The sequence below is a fragment of the Stenotrophomonas sp. 17(2023) genome (genome assembly GCF_030345315.1).
GTDB lineage: Bacteria > Pseudomonadota > Gammaproteobacteria > Xanthomonadales > Xanthomonadaceae > Stenotrophomonas > Stenotrophomonas acidaminiphila.
The window spans coordinates 980,529-995,108 of the sequence record NZ_CP128405.1; the positions used below are offsets into that span (position 1 = coordinate 980,529).

The 14,580-nt window shown below is 70.4% G+C and carries 14 protein-coding genes; 9 read left to right on the plus strand and 5 right to left on the minus strand.

Annotated features, from left to right (window positions below; all coding sequences use genetic code 11):
* Position 1: 1 nt before the first annotated feature.
* From QQA12_RS04380 to QQA12_RS04395, 4 genes are all read right to left on the minus strand, one after another.
* On the minus strand, positions 2-529 hold the full coding sequence (locus QQA12_RS04380) for a Slp family lipoprotein (RefSeq protein ID WP_056931885.1): 528 nt from the start codon (positions 527-529) through the stop codon (positions 2-4).
* Entirely contained in the window at positions 526-2,502 is a 1,977-nt protein-coding gene (locus QQA12_RS04385; RefSeq protein WP_226050218.1) for a DUF3488 and transglutaminase-like domain-containing protein, read from the minus strand. Before QQA12_RS04385 ends, QQA12_RS04380 begins: the two co-directional genes overlap by 4 nt.
* Before the next feature lie 67 nt (positions 2,503-2,569).
* Positions 2,570-3,526: a DUF58 domain-containing protein gene (locus tag QQA12_RS04390; protein WP_226050217.1), complete on the minus strand. Its 957-nt coding sequence runs from the start codon at positions 3,524-3,526 to the stop codon at positions 2,570-2,572.
* 1 nt (position 3,527) lies between these two features.
* Complete coding sequence (locus QQA12_RS04395) at positions 3,528-4,454, minus strand: AAA family ATPase (protein WP_082393863.1); 927 nt, start codon at positions 4,452-4,454, stop codon at positions 3,528-3,530.
* A 64-nt stretch (positions 4,455-4,518) separates the two neighbouring features.
* Here QQA12_RS04395 and QQA12_RS04400 point away from each other — a divergent pair, with 64 nt between their 5' ends.
* The 3 genes from QQA12_RS04400 (at position 4,519) to QQA12_RS04410 (ending at position 9,226) form a co-directional block, all read left to right on the plus strand.
* A complete protein-coding gene (locus tag QQA12_RS04400; RefSeq protein ID WP_226050216.1) occupies positions 4,519-6,363 on the plus strand; it encodes a glycosyltransferase family 39 protein in 1,845 nt (614 codons plus the stop codon).
* A 65-nt stretch (positions 6,364-6,428) separates the two neighbouring features.
* The gene (locus QQA12_RS04405; protein WP_226050215.1) at positions 6,429-7,373 is read left to right on the plus strand and encodes a glycosyltransferase family 2 protein; all 945 of its coding nucleotides are present in this window, start codon (positions 6,429-6,431) and stop codon (positions 7,371-7,373) included.
* Entirely contained in the window at positions 7,370-9,226 is a 1,857-nt protein-coding gene (locus QQA12_RS04410; protein ID WP_226050214.1) for a hypothetical protein, read from the plus strand. The genes QQA12_RS04405 and QQA12_RS04410 overlap by 4 nt, the downstream gene beginning before the upstream one ends.
* A gap of 7 nt (positions 9,227-9,233) precedes the next feature.
* On the opposite strand, the gene QQA12_RS04415 is transcribed toward QQA12_RS04410, so the two are convergent.
* Entirely contained in the window at positions 9,234-9,806 is a 573-nt protein-coding gene (locus tag QQA12_RS04415) for a Maf family nucleotide pyrophosphatase (RefSeq protein ID WP_054663660.1), read from the minus strand.
* 113 nt (positions 9,807-9,919) lie between these two features.
* Between QQA12_RS04415 and QQA12_RS04420 the strand changes: the two genes are divergently transcribed.
* The 6 genes from QQA12_RS04420 to fabG all read left to right on the plus strand — a co-directional run bounded on the left by QQA12_RS04420 (position 9,920) and on the right by fabG (position 14,504).
* On the plus strand, positions 9,920-10,429 hold the full coding sequence (locus tag QQA12_RS04420) for a YceD family protein (RefSeq protein ID WP_054663663.1): 510 nt from the start codon (positions 9,920-9,922) through the stop codon (positions 10,427-10,429).
* 106 nt (positions 10,430-10,535) lie between these two features.
* Positions 10,536-10,730: a 50S ribosomal protein L32 gene (gene rpmF, locus QQA12_RS04425; protein ID WP_054663666.1), complete on the plus strand. Its 195-nt coding sequence runs from the start codon at positions 10,536-10,538 to the stop codon at positions 10,728-10,730.
* A 90-nt stretch (positions 10,731-10,820) separates the two neighbouring features.
* A complete protein-coding gene (locus tag QQA12_RS04430) occupies positions 10,821-11,786 on the plus strand; it encodes a beta-ketoacyl-ACP synthase III (RefSeq protein ID WP_054663669.1) in 966 nt (321 codons plus the stop codon).
* 72 nt (positions 11,787-11,858) lie between these two features.
* Positions 11,859-12,641, plus strand: coding sequence for a hypothetical protein (locus QQA12_RS04435; RefSeq protein ID WP_056931882.1), 783 nt, complete (start codon positions 11,859-11,861; stop codon positions 12,639-12,641).
* A 95-nt stretch (positions 12,642-12,736) separates the two neighbouring features.
* A complete protein-coding gene (fabD, locus tag QQA12_RS04440; RefSeq protein ID WP_226050213.1) occupies positions 12,737-13,681 on the plus strand; it encodes an ACP S-malonyltransferase in 945 nt (314 codons plus the stop codon).
* A gap of 79 nt (positions 13,682-13,760) precedes the next feature.
* Positions 13,761-14,504 (plus strand): 3-oxoacyl-ACP reductase FabG, encoded by a 744-nt coding sequence (gene fabG / locus QQA12_RS04445; RefSeq protein WP_054663678.1) that lies wholly within the window; start codon positions 13,761-13,763, stop codon positions 14,502-14,504.
* The last annotated feature ends 76 nt before the right edge of the window (positions 14,505-14,580 follow it).

Consider the following 14,580-nt stretch of genomic DNA (forward strand, 5'->3'; position numbering starts at 1 on the left):
CTTACCACCAGCCGCCGCGCCAACCCCAGCCCCAGCCGGGGCCCCAGGCCGGTCCCCACGGACCGTACGGGTAGGCCGGCACCACTTCGACTTCGCGCTGCACCGGCCACAGGTACACCACGTCGGCGGCGATCTTCGGCAGTGGGTAGTCGTATTCGCCGATCTTGGTGGTCTGGTAGCCGTCGATGCGGCCGATGAAGGTCACGTCGCGGCCGGGCTCGAACACCGCCGGGTCGTAGAAGCCGGCGCGGCAGGCGAGGAAGCGGCCGTCGCTGGCGTCGGCGGAGGTGGTGCTCGGGCGGCCATTGCCGTTGAGCGGGCGCGCGATCATCTGGAAGCAGGTCTCGCCCTGGCCGGGAATGGTCTCGATGATGCGGCCCCCCCAGCGTACCGGCGTGCCGGTCTGCTTCTGCGCGATGCTGTCACGCGGGGACACCGTGCTGAACTGTCCCTGCAGCGGCTTGGGGGCGGTGGCACAGGCGGCCAGCGTCAGGCTGGCGGCGAGGGCAAGGAGGATGCGGGTCTTCATGTTCGTGCTCCGGTGGGTACTCCGGGTTGAGGACGGTGCCTGTGCAGGTCACGCAATAATGAAGCGAGGTCCGACGAGGCGCCAGCGTAGCGCGCATCGCTGAAACGCTGGCTGAGCAGTACCAGTCCGCTGCCGGGCCGGAGGGCCTCCACGCGCGCGGCCCAGTCGCCGGCGGTTTCGTGCGCCTGCCGGCCGAGGCCTAGGCGGGCGTAGCGACGGTCGAGCCGGCGCCAGGCGCGCAGCAGCGGATCACGCTCGCGCTCGCCGCGCGCCAGCAGCCAGGCCATGGCGATGACGGCAACGAGTGCGAAGGCGGCGAGCAGCCCGACCAGTTGCGCCGGTTCCAGGCGCTCGATGCCGAACGGACTGAGCAGCCGCTGCTGGCGGCGTGCATCGAAGGACAGGACCAGGCCGTTCCAGTTGCGGCGCAACCAGTCGCCGGCCTGCGCGAGCTGCAGCCAGCGCGCGCCCATGTCCAGCCCGCCGCCGGCGCTGTCGCCCCGCGCCAGGCGGTCTTCGAGGGTGTCGCGGATCCGTTCCGGTGCGACCGCCGCGGTCGGGTCGACGCGGGTCCAGCCGCGTTGCGGCAGCCACACCTCGGCCCAGGCGTGGGCGTCCATCCGCCGTACCAGCCAATAGTCGCCGTAGCGGTTGCGGGTGCCGCCGGCGTAGCCGGTGACGACCCGTGCGGGGATGCCGGCGCCGCGCATCAGCACCACGAAGGCGGAGCTGAAGTGCTCGCAGAAACCGGCCTTCCAGTCGAACAGGAACTCGTCGGCGCCGTGCCGGCCCGGCAGCGGCGTGCTCAGGGTGTAGCTGAAGTCGCGGCTGATCCATTGCATCGCGCGGCGGACGATGGCCGCGTCGTCATCGCCGGCGTCCCGGCGCCACTGCCGGGCCAGTGCCAGCGTGCGCGGATTGAAGCCGCGCGGTAGTTGCAGTGTGGCTTCGCGCAGGTCCGGCGGCAGCGCCGGCTGGAAGCGCGCCGGTGGCGCGGAACGGAGCCGCCAGCGGGTGAGCGTGGCCAGCGGGCGCGCGCTGACCAGCGTGTAGTCGGCATCCAGCCCGGTTTGGTCCGGTGCGGCCAGCGGCAGGTCCAGCGCCACCAGTTCGCGCCGCTCGGTGGCCTCGTACTCGATCTGGTAGTCCCACTGCACCGGGCCGGCGGTCACCGCGGGCGGCGGGCGGCGGCGCTGGCTTTCCAGACGCGTCCAGGTGCGCCCGTCGAAGCGGGTGAGCACCGGGCCGCGCCAGTAGCGCTGTTCGGGCGGCGGCGCGGCACCGGCGAACTGCGCGCGCAGTGCGGGGCTGTCGTCGGCCATCAGGTCCAGCCACTGCCCCGGCGCCATCGTGTCCGACAGCCCGGGCTTGCCGATCGCGCGCTCGGGGATGCCCCACAGCGGTGTCGGCAATCGCGGCAGCAGCCAGAAGGCGGACAGCGCCAGCGGCAGCGCGACCAGCAGCAGCCGGCCGATGGTGCGCAGCTGCAGCGCGACCGTTTGTGGTGCGGCGCCGGTCTCGGCGTCGGCCAGGTGCTGCAGGCCGAGCAGGGCGCAGATGACCGCGGCCAGCGACAACAGCAGGGTGCCGGGCCCCTGGTCGAGCAGGAAGGCGGCGAACGGCGCGAACAGCGCGAAGCCGAGCAGGCTGCGCGCATCACGCAGGCTGCGCAGCTCGCTGGACTTGATCGCCAGCATTGCCGCCAGCAATGCGCAGCCGGTATCGCGCCCTGGCGACGCGCCCATCTGCCAGTAGATCGCGAGCAGCATGGTCGCGACCAGCAGCAGACGCAGCGGCAGCGGTACCGGGCGCCGCCAGGCCAGCAGCGCCACCAGCAGCGCGGTGGCGGCGAAGACCGCGGCCAGCATGCCGGGTAGCTGCAGCAGCAGCGGCAACAAGGCCAGCGCGGTCGTCAGCAGCGCCCAGTTGCGCGCGGTCGGATTCAATGGCGGAAGACGGGCGCGGTCGCTCATGGCGCACATCCCTGTGCGCCACCCTCCGGGCGGCTTCGCCGTGAAAAGCGGCTGTCCGGTCGTATTTTCATGGTGCGGGCATCAGCGCCAGCGCCCGCAGGCAGTGGTGGCGGTGGGTGTCGCCGCTGGCCGGCCCCAGCGGCGGCTGGCCTGGCAACAGCAGGCGGTAGCGGCGGCCTTCGCGCTCGGCGTCGTCCACCCAGCGCGCCAGGCGGGCGATGCGGCGTTCGTAGGGCAGCGGCCCCAGCGCATGCCAGTCCAGCAGCAGCTCGGTGCCGGCCGGACGCTCGTACTCGCGTACCAGCAGCGTGTCGCGGCGGGCGGAGTGCTTCCAGGCGATGCTGCGGCGGGCATCGCCCTGGCGATACGGGCGCAGTTGCTGCAGCTCGTCGCCGAGCGGGTGCTGGCGGGTGCGGGTCGAGGCGCTGCCGGTGTCCGGCAGCGGCACGGCAGGGTGTTCCGGAGCGGGGTAGACCAGCACCGGCGGTGCAGGCCAGACCCAGCTCCAGGCGCGCACCAGTCCCAGCGGCTGGGTAGTGGCTACCTGGATCCGCTGCAGCTCCAGCCAGCCACGACGGGTGGTGGGCAGGCACAGGTCGACTTCCGTGCGGTCGCTGCCGGCAAGGTCCGCGAAGGCGAAGGCGGCGCCACTGGATACCCGCAGTCCGCGGCGCGGGCGGCGGTCGTCGCGGGCCAGCGCCAGGCGCAGCCGTAGCGGCTGCCCGGCCGCCACCGGCTCGGCCGACACCGCGTCCATGCGCAGCCCGGCCAGTTGCAGGTGCGCCTGCAGTGCGCTGGCCAGCGCCGTGGCCGCGAGCAGCAGGGCCAGCAGCAATGCCGGATTGTTGTTGTAGTTCAGCGCGCCCAGCAGCATCACCGCCAGCAGCGCGGCCAGGAACAGGCCGAAGCCGGTGGGCAGCACATAGATGCGGTGGCGGTCGAGCGTGACCGGCAGCGGCTCGGGCCGGCGCGGGCGCGCGAGCCGCTGCAGCACCTGCAGGCGGGCATGCAGCCAGGCACGCATCTCAGTCGACCTGCACGCCGTGCAGGATGGTGCCGGCCAGCGCCGTGCCCGAGGAGGCTTCCGCCTCGGCGACGAGCCGGTGCCCGGCCACGGCCACGAACAGCGCCTGCACGTCGTCGGGCAGTACGTGCTGCCTGCCGGCCAGCAGTGCGTGCGCCCGGGCCGCGCGCAGCAGGGCGATGCCGGCGCGCGGGGACAGCCCCACCCGCACCCCGGGCTGCTGTCGGCTGCGTGCCAGCAGGCGCTGCACGTAGTCGACCAGCGCGTCGCTGGCGTGGACCTGCTCGACCGCCACGCGCAGGTCGCGGATGTCCTGTTCGGCAAGGCTCGGCAGCGTCTGCGCGATCATCTCGCGGCGGCTGGCGCCGGCCAGCAGCGCGCGCTCGGCCCCGGCATCGGGGTAGCCGAGGGTGAGCCGCAGCAGGAAGCGATCCAGCTGCGAGTCCGGCAGCGGGAAGGTGCCGGACATGTCCACCGGGTTCTGCGTGGCGATCACGAAAAACGGGTCGGGCAGCGCATGCGTGGTGCCGTCGATGGTCACCTGCTGCTCGGCCATGGCCTCCAGCAGCGCGCTCTGCGTGCGCGGCGGCGCGCGGTTGATCTCGTCGGCCAGCAGCACGTTGCTGAACACCGGCCCCGGATGGAAACGGAAGCCGCGGCTCTCCGCCTCGTAGATGGAAACGCCCAGCACGTCGGCGGGCAGCAGGTCCGAGGTGAACTGCACGCGCTGGAACTGCAGCCCCAGCGTGGATGCCATGGCATGGGCGAGTGTGGTCTTGCCCAGCCCGGGCAGGTCCTCGATCAGCAGATGGCCGCCGGACAGCAGCGCCACGAACGCCAGCCTGACCTCGGCGGTCTTGCCTAGCACCAGGGCGTTGACCTGCTCCTGCGCCTGCTGCAGGGCCTTGAAGGCGACATCGGTTAGCATTCTTGGTGACGGCATCGGAGCCATGGTCGTCTCGGATCAGGGGTCGAAGGGAGTTTAAGCGCCAATGCAGGTGGGTCAGCGTGCGCGCAATGCGTTCGTCGTACTTTGGGTGACGGTCACGGTGCTGAAGGCGATCGTGGCGGCGCGCCTGCCATTGTTCGTCGACGAGGCGTTCTACTGGCAGGAGGGCCGGCACCTGGCGGCCGCGTATTCGGATCTGCCGGGACTGACCGCCTGGATGACCCGGCTCGGCGCGGAGCTGGCCGGCCACCACGCGTTCGGCATACGCCTGCCGTTCCTGGTGATGGGGGCGCTGCTGCCGTGGATGGTGGCGCGGATATCCACGCGCTGGTTCGGCGCACGGGTGGGTTGGCAGGCCGGCTCGCTCACGCTGCTGATGCCGCTCTCGGCAACCCTGGGCATCCTCGCCGTGCCGGACGTGCCCATGGCCTTCGCCGCCCTGCTGTGCCTCGATGCCGGCGCCCGGCTGCTGCGCCAGGTCGACGCCGGCAGCGCGCTGATGCTGGCCTCGGGGCTGATGCTGGGTGCGTTGAGCCACTACCGCTTCATCGGCGTGATCGCGGTCGGCTTCGCCGCCCTCCTGCTGCTGCCGGAGGGCCGGCGCACGCTGCGTGACGCGCGGGTATGGATGGCGCTCACGGTCGGTATCGTCGCCTGGTTGCCGTTGCTGTCCTGGAACATGGACAACCAGGACGCGGGCCTGAAGTTCCAGTTGGTCGAGCGCCACCCCTGGTCGTTCCAGGCCGGCGGACTGTGGTTCCTGGTGATCCAGCCGCTGCTGGTGACGCCGTTGCTGTGCATCGCGATATGGCAGGCGTGCGTGGCCGGCATCCGTCCGCTGCCGACCTGTCCGCATCGCGTGCAGTGGCGCTACTTCGCGCTCCTGGGCGGGGTGTCCACGCTCGCCATCTTCCTGCTCGGCTTCTTCACCGACATCGAGCGCATCAGTTTCCACTGGCCGCTGCCGGGTTACTTCGCCCTGCTGGTGGTGGTGCCGCTGGTCCTCGGCCGCTGGCCGCGTCTCTGGCGCCGGCTTGCGTGGGTGCTGCTGGTGCTGGGGGCCGCCGGCGCATTCGGTTACTACCTGACGGCGGCTTCGCCCACGCTGCGCGCGCAGCTTGCCGGCAACAAGTTCTACCCGCGCAATTTCGCCGGCTGGGAGCCGCTGGCCGAGGCCGTACGCGAGGAACTGGCAGCCATGCCGGAAGGTACCCGGGTGGTGGCCGGCAGCTTCAAGGTCGGCGCGGAGCTGGGATTCCTGCGCAACGACCCCTCCATCCACGTGCTGCCGCATCCGCTTAACGACAAGCATGGGCGTACCGCGCAGCTGGCGTTGTGGAAGCTGATCGGGGAGGAACCCCGCAGCGGCCCGCGGCTGCTGGTGCTGGCGCCGGGCGACCAGCGCTACCGCGACCTGCTGGCGCGCTACCACCAGGTATGCGCCCTGGTGGGGCCGTTGCCGCCGCCGCGGGTCGTGTCCACCGACCACGGCTACCAGCGCTTCCTGCTGTTCCGGCTGCCCGCCGAAAGGCAGTCCGGTGCCTGCGTCACCCCGGCGATGGCGTGGGTCGACGCGCCGCTGCCCGACGCGCAGCTGCGCGATGGGGTGGATGTATCGGGCTGGGCCTTCAAGGATGGCGTCGGTCTGGCGGCGGTGGAGATACTGGTCGATGGCCAGGTCGCGGCACGGGCCGACTACGGGCTGGAAAACGACGTCACCGGCTTCTGGGAGATATCCACCGATCCCCATCATCCCCGCGTCGGTTTCCGCGCGCGCCTGGACGTCAGCGCGCTGTCGCCCGGCCGCCACTGGCTCGGCTTGCGCCTGCACGGTACCGACGGCAGCGTCGAGGACTGGTGGGAGCAGCCATTCCAGGTCGCGCACTGACGTATCCTCCCCGGCCGCGTTCCCGCATTCCGCCTGATCACCGCCTGGCGCCGGTACCGACATTCATGGATAGAACCCGCATTGCCGTCCTCGTGCCCTGTTACAACGAGGCGGCCACCGTCGCCAAAGTGGTCGGTGATTTCGCCAGGCATCTGCCCGGGGCGGACATCGTCGTGCTGGACAACAACTCCCGCGATGGCACCGCGGCGGCGGCCAGGGCGGCGGGAGCGCGTGTGCTCGAGGTGCCGCTGCAGGGCAAGGGCAACGTGGTGCGGCGGGGATTCGCTGACATCGATGCCGACATCTACGTGCTGGTCGATGGTGACGATACCTATGAAGCGGCGGCGGCGCCGCGGCTGGTGCAGCGGCTGCTCGACGACGGCCTGGACATGGTGGTGGGCGCGCGCCGCGACCAGCAGAAGGCGGCGTATCGCCCGGGCCACCGCCTCGGCAACGTGCTGCTGACCCGCTGCGCGGGCATGCTGTTCGGCAACAGCTTCGACGACATGCTGTCCGGCTACCGGGTGTTTTCGCGGCGCTACGTGCGTTCGTTCGCGGCCCATGCCCGTGGTTTCGAGATCGAGACCGAACTGGCCGTGCATGCGCTGCAGTTGCGGATGCCGGTGGCCGAAATGGATACCGCCTATGGCGTGCGTCCGCACGGCTCGGAGAGCAAGCTGAGCACCTGGCGCGACGGCTGGCGGATCCTGGGCACCATCGCCAAGCTGTTCAAGAGCGAACGGCCGCTGCTGTTCTTCTCCATCGGCTGCATCGCCAGCATGCTGCTCTCGGTGGTGCTGGCGGTGCCGCTGTTGATGACGTACCTGGAGACCGGGCTGGTGCCGCGCTTCCCGACCGCTGTCCTGTGCGCGGCGCTGGCACTGATGGGTTTGCTGCTGCTGGCCTGCGGGCTGATCCTGGACACGGTGACCCGTGGTCGCATCGAAGCCAAGCACATGGCCTACCTGGCGGTACCGGCCTCGGCGCCGGCGTGCGGGAGCGGCCCATGAGTTCCGCCCTTGCGGCCAGCCCGGTGCCGGCCACCACCCGCATGCGCCGCATCGCCGCGCTGCTGGAGCGCGGGTTCGCCTTCGATACGCCCGGCAACGTGTTCCGCGCCACCGCGGCGATCATGCTGGTCGGCGGCATCGTCTCGCTGCTGCTGGGACAGGATGCCAACTGGGACCTGCGCAACTACCACCTCTACAACGGTTATGCGTTGCTGCATGGCCGGCTGCTGCAGGACCTGGCGCCGGCGCAGATGCAGAGCTACTTCAGCCCGTTGCTGGATGTGTTCCATTACCTGCTGATGGCGCGGTTGCCGGCGCCGCTTGCGGGGTTCGCGCTTGGCGCGCTGCATGCGCTGGTGTTCCTGCCGCTGGCCGGCATCGCCTGGCTGGCGCTGCACGGGCAGCCGCGACGGGCCCGGCTGGCGCCGCTGCTGGCCCTGGCGGGCCTGTGCACGAGCGCCTTCCTGTCCGAGTTCGGCAGCAGCATGGCCGACAACACCACGGCGTTGTTCGTGGTCGCGGCGCTGTACATGGTGCTGCTGGCGCAACGACGCCAGGCCGAGGGCGTGCGCCGTGCCGAACTGCTGGCCTGGACGGTGGCGGGCACGCTGCTCGGCATCGCCGTGGCGCTCAAGCTGACCAACGCCATCTACGCCGTGGCGCTGGGGGTGGCTGCTGTGTGCGCGGGCGGCCCATGGTGGCGCCGGCTGGCCGGCGTGGGCGTGCTGACCCTGGCTGCGCTCGTGGTGGCCGCGGCACTGGCCGGCGGGTGGTACCTGCGGGTCTGGCAGGCATTCGGCAACCCGCTGTTCCCGCAGTTCAACGCGCTGTTCCAGGGGCCGCTGGCCGCGCCGATATCGGTGGCCGATGTCCGCTGGCTGCCGCGCGACGCGTGGGAGCACATGACCTGGCCGCTGCAGTTCGCGGCCGCCCCGCGGCGTGTCAGCGAGGTCCGGCTGGTGCAGCTGGTCTGGCCATTGCTGTATGTGGCGGCGCTGGCGCTGCTGCTGCGCCAAAGCGTGCGCAGGACGGTGGCGGTGCCTGCATTCGCACCGGCGATGCGGGTGGTCCTGGTGTTCTTCGGCATCGGTTACGTGCTCTGGCAAGGCCTGTTCAGCATCCATCGCTACCTCGTCGTGCTGGAACTGCTGGCGCCCCTGGTGCTGTGGTTCCTGTGCCAGCGCCTGCTGCCGGGTGGACGCGCGGCCAAGGTGGGCGGCTGGGTCCTCGGAATCGTGGCGGTGGCCTCGCTGCTGGGCTGGAACACATGGGGGCACGAGCGCTGGGCGCGGCAGGGCTTCGTGGTGGAAGCGCCGCCGATGCCGGCGCCAGAGCGCAGCGTGGTGCTGCTGGTCGGTGGCGATCCACAGGCATGGCGCCTGCCATGGTTGCCGGGTCAGGCCCGCTATGCAGGCGTTGCAACCAGCTTTCCCGAGTCTCCCGGCTACCGCGCGTACCTGGCCGCGATCGTGGAGGAGCGCGAGCAGCGTTTTGCGATGATTCCCGCCGCGATGGGCGAGGACGACGCACGCTGGGCGCGCATGAACCATTGGGTGAGGGTATTGGGTCTTTCCCGGGGGCGTGGCTGCGACCGCCTGCACTGGCTGGCCAGGAGGGTGAGGGGGTTGCGCGCGGAGGTCGAAATGGTGGATGCGGGGCAATGCCGCCTCGGACCCCGTCGCGGGACGGCGCCCGAACCGGCGGAGGCTTCGGCGCAGTTGCGTGAACTGGCACGGCAGCAGCTGGCCGGCTACGGCCTGGTCCTGGACGAAGGATCGTGCGTGACCCTGGACAGCCGCATCGGCCAGGGCCGTTACCCGTACCAGTGGTGCCGGGTCGGGCTGGCGCGCTGAAACGGGTTCAGGGCAGCGCCAGGCCGGCTTCGCGCAGCAGCCTTGACAGGCCGATCAGTGGCAGGCCGACCAGTGCGGTCGGGTCCTGGGTGTGGATGGCCTCGAACAGGGTGATGCCCAGCCCCTCGCACTTGAAGCTGCCGGCGCAGTCCAGCGGCTGTTCCGCGTCGACATAGCGTTCGATCTCGTCCGCGTGCAGGGTGCGGAAGCCGACCCGGGTCAGGTCGACCGCCTGCAGGTGGCGTTCGCCATCACTCACGCAGACCGCGGTATGGAACAGCACCTGGCGGCCGGACATCGCGGCCAGCTGCGTCCGGGCGGCTTCGCGGGTGCCCGGCTTGCCGAGGGGCGCACCGTCCAGTTCCGCGACCTGGTCCGAGCCGATGACCCACGCGCCGGGGTGGGTGGCGGCCACCGCGGTGGCTTTCGCCCGCGCGAGCCGGGTGGCCAGCTGCAGGGGCGGTTCGGCCGGCAGCGGCGTCTCGTCCACCGCCGGCGCGACACAGCTGAACGGGAGCCGCAGCCGCGACAGCAGTTCGGCCCGGTAGCGGGAAGTGGAGGCGAGGATCAGGGCAGGCATGCGACAATACCGGCGTGGAAGCGGCGCCGAGTCTGCGGCGCGGCTGGCGCGCTGGCAATGCCGGCACGATGGATTTGACAGCCGGCAGGCCTGTCCTTAACATTCTGCAGCTTATGTCCGCGAACGTGCCCGAATTGCTGGATGCTTGGCGGATGGTCGTAGCGCGCAGGCGCTTCGAAGGCCGGGTGCCGTTGTCCGCACTGGCACGCCTGCAGGGACTGGTCGCCGATGCCGAAGGAGAGTGCAGTTATGCGCTGGAATTCGGTCGCGACGAGATCCTGCGGGTCGCCTATGTCGAACTGACCATCGATGCCGCGCTGCCGCTGGTGTGCCAGCGCAGCATGCAGCGTTTCCTGTTGCCGGTGCACCTGGTGCAGCGGCTGGGCCTGGTACGCGACGAGGACGAGGAACAGGCGCTTCCGCCGGATTACGAAGCGCTGCTGGTGCCGGAAGACGGCAACCTGCGGCCGCTGGACCTGGTGGAGGACGAGCTGGTGATGGCGGTGCCGGTGGTACCGGTGGCGCCGGGAAGCGAGGCGGTCGAACGCGACTTCTCCGCGACCAGCGAGGAACTGGGCAAGGCCAATCCGTTCGCGGCATTGGCGGCGCTGAAGAAACAATAGCAGCCGGTTGTCGTCGGCGGCTGCGGCGAAAGCAAAACCAGTGCCGGATGCCTGCATCACGCGCACTGCAACGACGAAACGAACGAACCGAGTTTGGAGCAATCCCATGGCTGTGCAGAAATCCCGTGTTACCCCGTCCCGCCGCGGCCAGCGCCGTTCGCACGACTCGCTGAGCGCCAAGCAGCTGTCCACCGACCCGACCACCGGCGAAGTGCACCTGCGTCACCACATCACCGCCGATGGTTTCTACCGCGGCAAGAAGGTGATCACGACCAAGACCTCGGTCGTCGAAGAAGATTGATCCGCGTCGGGCCGCCACCGCGAGGTGGCGGCCCCCGCACCGATTTCTTCCGGGCCCGCCGCACGGCGGACCCGCGCAACAGGAACCAGCATGAGCAAGCGGATCTACTCGAGGATCGCGGGCACCGGTAGTTATTTGCCCGAGAAGGTGTTGACCAATGAGGATCTGACTAAGATCGTCGACACCAGTGACGAGTGGATCCAGTCGCGAACCGGTATCCGCGAGCGGCACGTCGCCGCCGACGGACAGACCACCGGCGACCTCGGCTACAACGCCGCGCTGCGCGCGCTGGAAGCGGCCGGCATCGAGCCGTCGCAGCTTGACATGATCGTCGTGGGCACCACCACGCCGGACCTGATCTTCCCGTCCACCGCCTGCCTGATCCAGGCGCGCCTCGGCGCGGCCGGCGCGGCGGCGTTCGACGTCAATGCGGCATGTTCGGGCTTCCTGTTCGCCCTGAGCGTGGCCGACAAATTCATCCGCAGTGGCGATGCCCGGCATGTGCTGGTGATCGGCGCGGAAACCCTGACCCGCATCGTCGACTGGAACGACCGCACCACCTGCGTGCTGTTCGGCGACGGTGCCGGCGCCGTCGTGCTCAAGGCCGACGAGGAAACCGGCATCCTCAGCACCCACCTGCATGCCGATGGCAGCAAGAAGGAACTGCTGTGGCATCCGGCCGGCGTGTCGACCGGCCTGGATAAGCCCGGCAAGCTGACGATGAAGGGCAACGACGTGTTCAAGTACGCCGTCAAGGCGCTGGACTCGGTGGTTGACGAAACCCTGCAGGCCAACGGCCTGGACAAGTCCGACCTGGACTGGCTGATCCCGCACCAGGCCAACCTGCGCATCATCGAAGCCACGGCCAAGCGCCTGGAGATGTCGATGGACCAGGTGGTGGTGACCGTGGACAAGCATGGCAACACCTCGGCCGGCTCGGTGCCGCTGGCGCTGGATCACGCGATCCGTTCCGGCAAGGTCGAGCGTGGCCAGCTGCTGCTGCTGGAAGCCTTCGGCGGCGGCTTCACCTGGGGTTCGGCGCTGCTGCGCTATTGATATGCCGGATTGGCCGGGAGCACGACGCTCCCGGTGCGGCCCGACGGGCCGCTGTTTCCGGGAGGTGTCGTCATGGCTGAACCCATTCTCATCGAAGGGCAGCGCGCATGGCTCAAGCATTATGGTGAAAGCAGCCGGGCGCTGGCCCTGGGGCTGCTGAATTTCGTTGCCCGGCGTTTCCGGCTCGACGCGCTGCGTCCGCCGCCGCACCGCGGCGGCGCGCAGGCGCGCGAGGTCGAGGCGCGCCGCCTGGTCGAGCTCAAGGCGCAGGGCGTCAATGTTCCCGAGGTGATCGGGCATGGCAAGGCCGCGCTGGTGCTCGAGCACACCGGCGCCTCGTTCAATTCCTGCCTGCGCGAAGCCGACGCGGCCACGCGCGACCGCCTGGTGGCGGCCGCCATCGATGCCATTGCCGAGGCCCACCGTGGTGGCGCCTATTTCGGCCAGCCGCTGCCGCGCAACATGACCTGGGACGGCAGCCGCGTGGGCTTCATCGATTTCGAGGAAGACCCGCTGGAGGTCATGGACCTGGAGCAGGCGCAGGCGCGCGACTGGTTGATGTTCGGCTACGGCGTGGCCCGGTACTACGAGGACCGCCCGCAGGCGCTCAAGGCGATGCTGGCCGGCGCGATGCAGGTGGCGGACCGGCCGGTGGTCGAGCATGCCCACGAAGTCACCGGCCGGCTGCGGCGGCTGGCCCGCGTGCTGCGGCGCGCGGGCAGGTCCGGGCGGGCGCTGGCCCATGCCATCCTCGTCGTGCATGCGGCCACCAGCTTCGCCTGCGCCGCGCTGGTGGTGCTGTGTCTGGACTGGCTTGCCGACGGCGAACTGGACCTGCTGGCGCTGCTCACCTGAGCCGGGCGGTGCCGGCGTGCATACGCGCCAGTACAGACGGGCGGGGGCATTCACGCTTATGATGCGCCGCCTCGATTCATGCAGCAGATGACCGCGTGACTGACTCCCGACTCGCTTTCGTATTCCCCGGCCAGGGTTCCCAGTCGCTGGGCATGCTTGCCGAACTGGCCGAACTGCACCCGCAGGTCCGCGATACCTTCGCCGAAGCCTCCGAGGGCGCCGGCGTGGATCTGTGGGCACTGTCGCAGGGTGGCCCGGAAGAGCAGCTCAACCGCACCGAATACACCCAGCCGGCGCTGCTGGCCGCGGGCATCGCGGTGTGGCGGCTGTGGGGTGCGAACAACGGCGCCATGCCGGCCGTGCTGGCCGGGCACAGCCTGGGCGAGTACACCGCGCTGGTCGCGGCCGGCGCGCTGTCGCTGCGCGATGGCGCACACCTGGTGCGGCTGCGCGGCCAGCTGATGCAGGAGGCCGCGCCGACAGGCGTTGGCGCCATGGCCGCGGTGCTCGGCGCCGAGGATGCGCTGGTGCAGGAAATCTGCGAACAGGCCAGCGGCAGCCAGGTGGTGGTGCCGGCCAATTTCAACTCCCCGGGCCAGATCGTGATCGGCGGCGACGCCGCGGCGGTCGACCGCGCGCTGGCGCTGCTGGCGGACAAGGGCGTGCGCAAGGCGGTCAAGCTGGCCGTGAGCGTGCCTTCGCATACGCCGCTGATGCGCGAGGCCGCCAACCGGCTGGCCGCGGCCATGGCCGGGCTGGACTGGCGCATGCCGTCGCTGCCGGTGGTGCAGAACGTCGACGCCCAGGTCCATGAGGGCGTGGACGCCATCCGCGACGCGCTGGTGCGCCAGCTGTACCTGCCGGTGCAGTGGACCGGTTGCGTGCAGGCGCTGGCCGCGCGCGGCGTGACCCGCGTGGCCGAATGCGGCCCGGGCAAGGTGCTGACCGGCCTGGTCAAGCGCATCGACAAGAGCATCGATGGCCGTTCGCTCGCCACCCCGGCCGATTTCGCCGGCGCGCTGGAAGAGTGGGCCGCCTGACCCCTACGATACGGCCGCCGGCGTCCGCGCCCGGCCCCGACCTGCAGCCGCAGCCTGCGGCGCACCAAGAGGAAACCGCATGAGCAAGCCATTGCAGGGTGAAATCGCGCTCGTCACCGGCGCCAGCCGTGGCATCGGCGCGGCCATCGCCGACGAACTGGCCGCGCAGGGCGCGACCGTCATCGGTACCGCCACCACCGAATCCGGCGCCGCCGCCATCGGCGCACGCCTGGCCGCGCAGGGCGGCCACGGCCGCGCGCTGAACGTCACCGAGCCCGGCGCGGTCGACGCGCTGATCGACGCGGTGGGCAAGGAATTCGGTGCCATCACCATCCTGGTCAACAACGCCGGCATCACCCGCGACAACCTGCTGATGCGCATGAAGGACGAGGACTGGCAGGCGATCCTCGACACCAACCTGACCAGCGTGTACCGCACTTCCAAGGCGGTGATGCGCGGCATGATGAAGGCACGCAAGGGCCGCATCATCAACATCGCCTCGGTGATCGGCGTGACCGGCAACGCGGGCCAGGCCAACTACGCCGCGGCCAAGGCCGGCATCATCGCGTTCTCCAAGTCGCTGGCCAAGGAAATCGGCAGCCGCGGAGTGACCGTGAATGTCGTGGCACCGGGCTTCATCGACACCGACATGACCAAGGATCTGCCCGAGGACGCCAAGACCGCGATGCTCGGCCAGATCGCGCTCGGCCGCCTCGGCGAGCCGGCGGACATCGCGCGCGCGGTGGCATTCCTGGCCGGCCCGTCGGCCAGCTACATCACCGGCGAAACCCTCCACGTGAACGGCGGCATGTACATGCCGTAAGCGTGAGGCGCAGGGAACGCGCCCAAGTGGTTGATCGCCGGGGCATTTTCCCAGAATGCAAGGCCCCGGCGCTTTC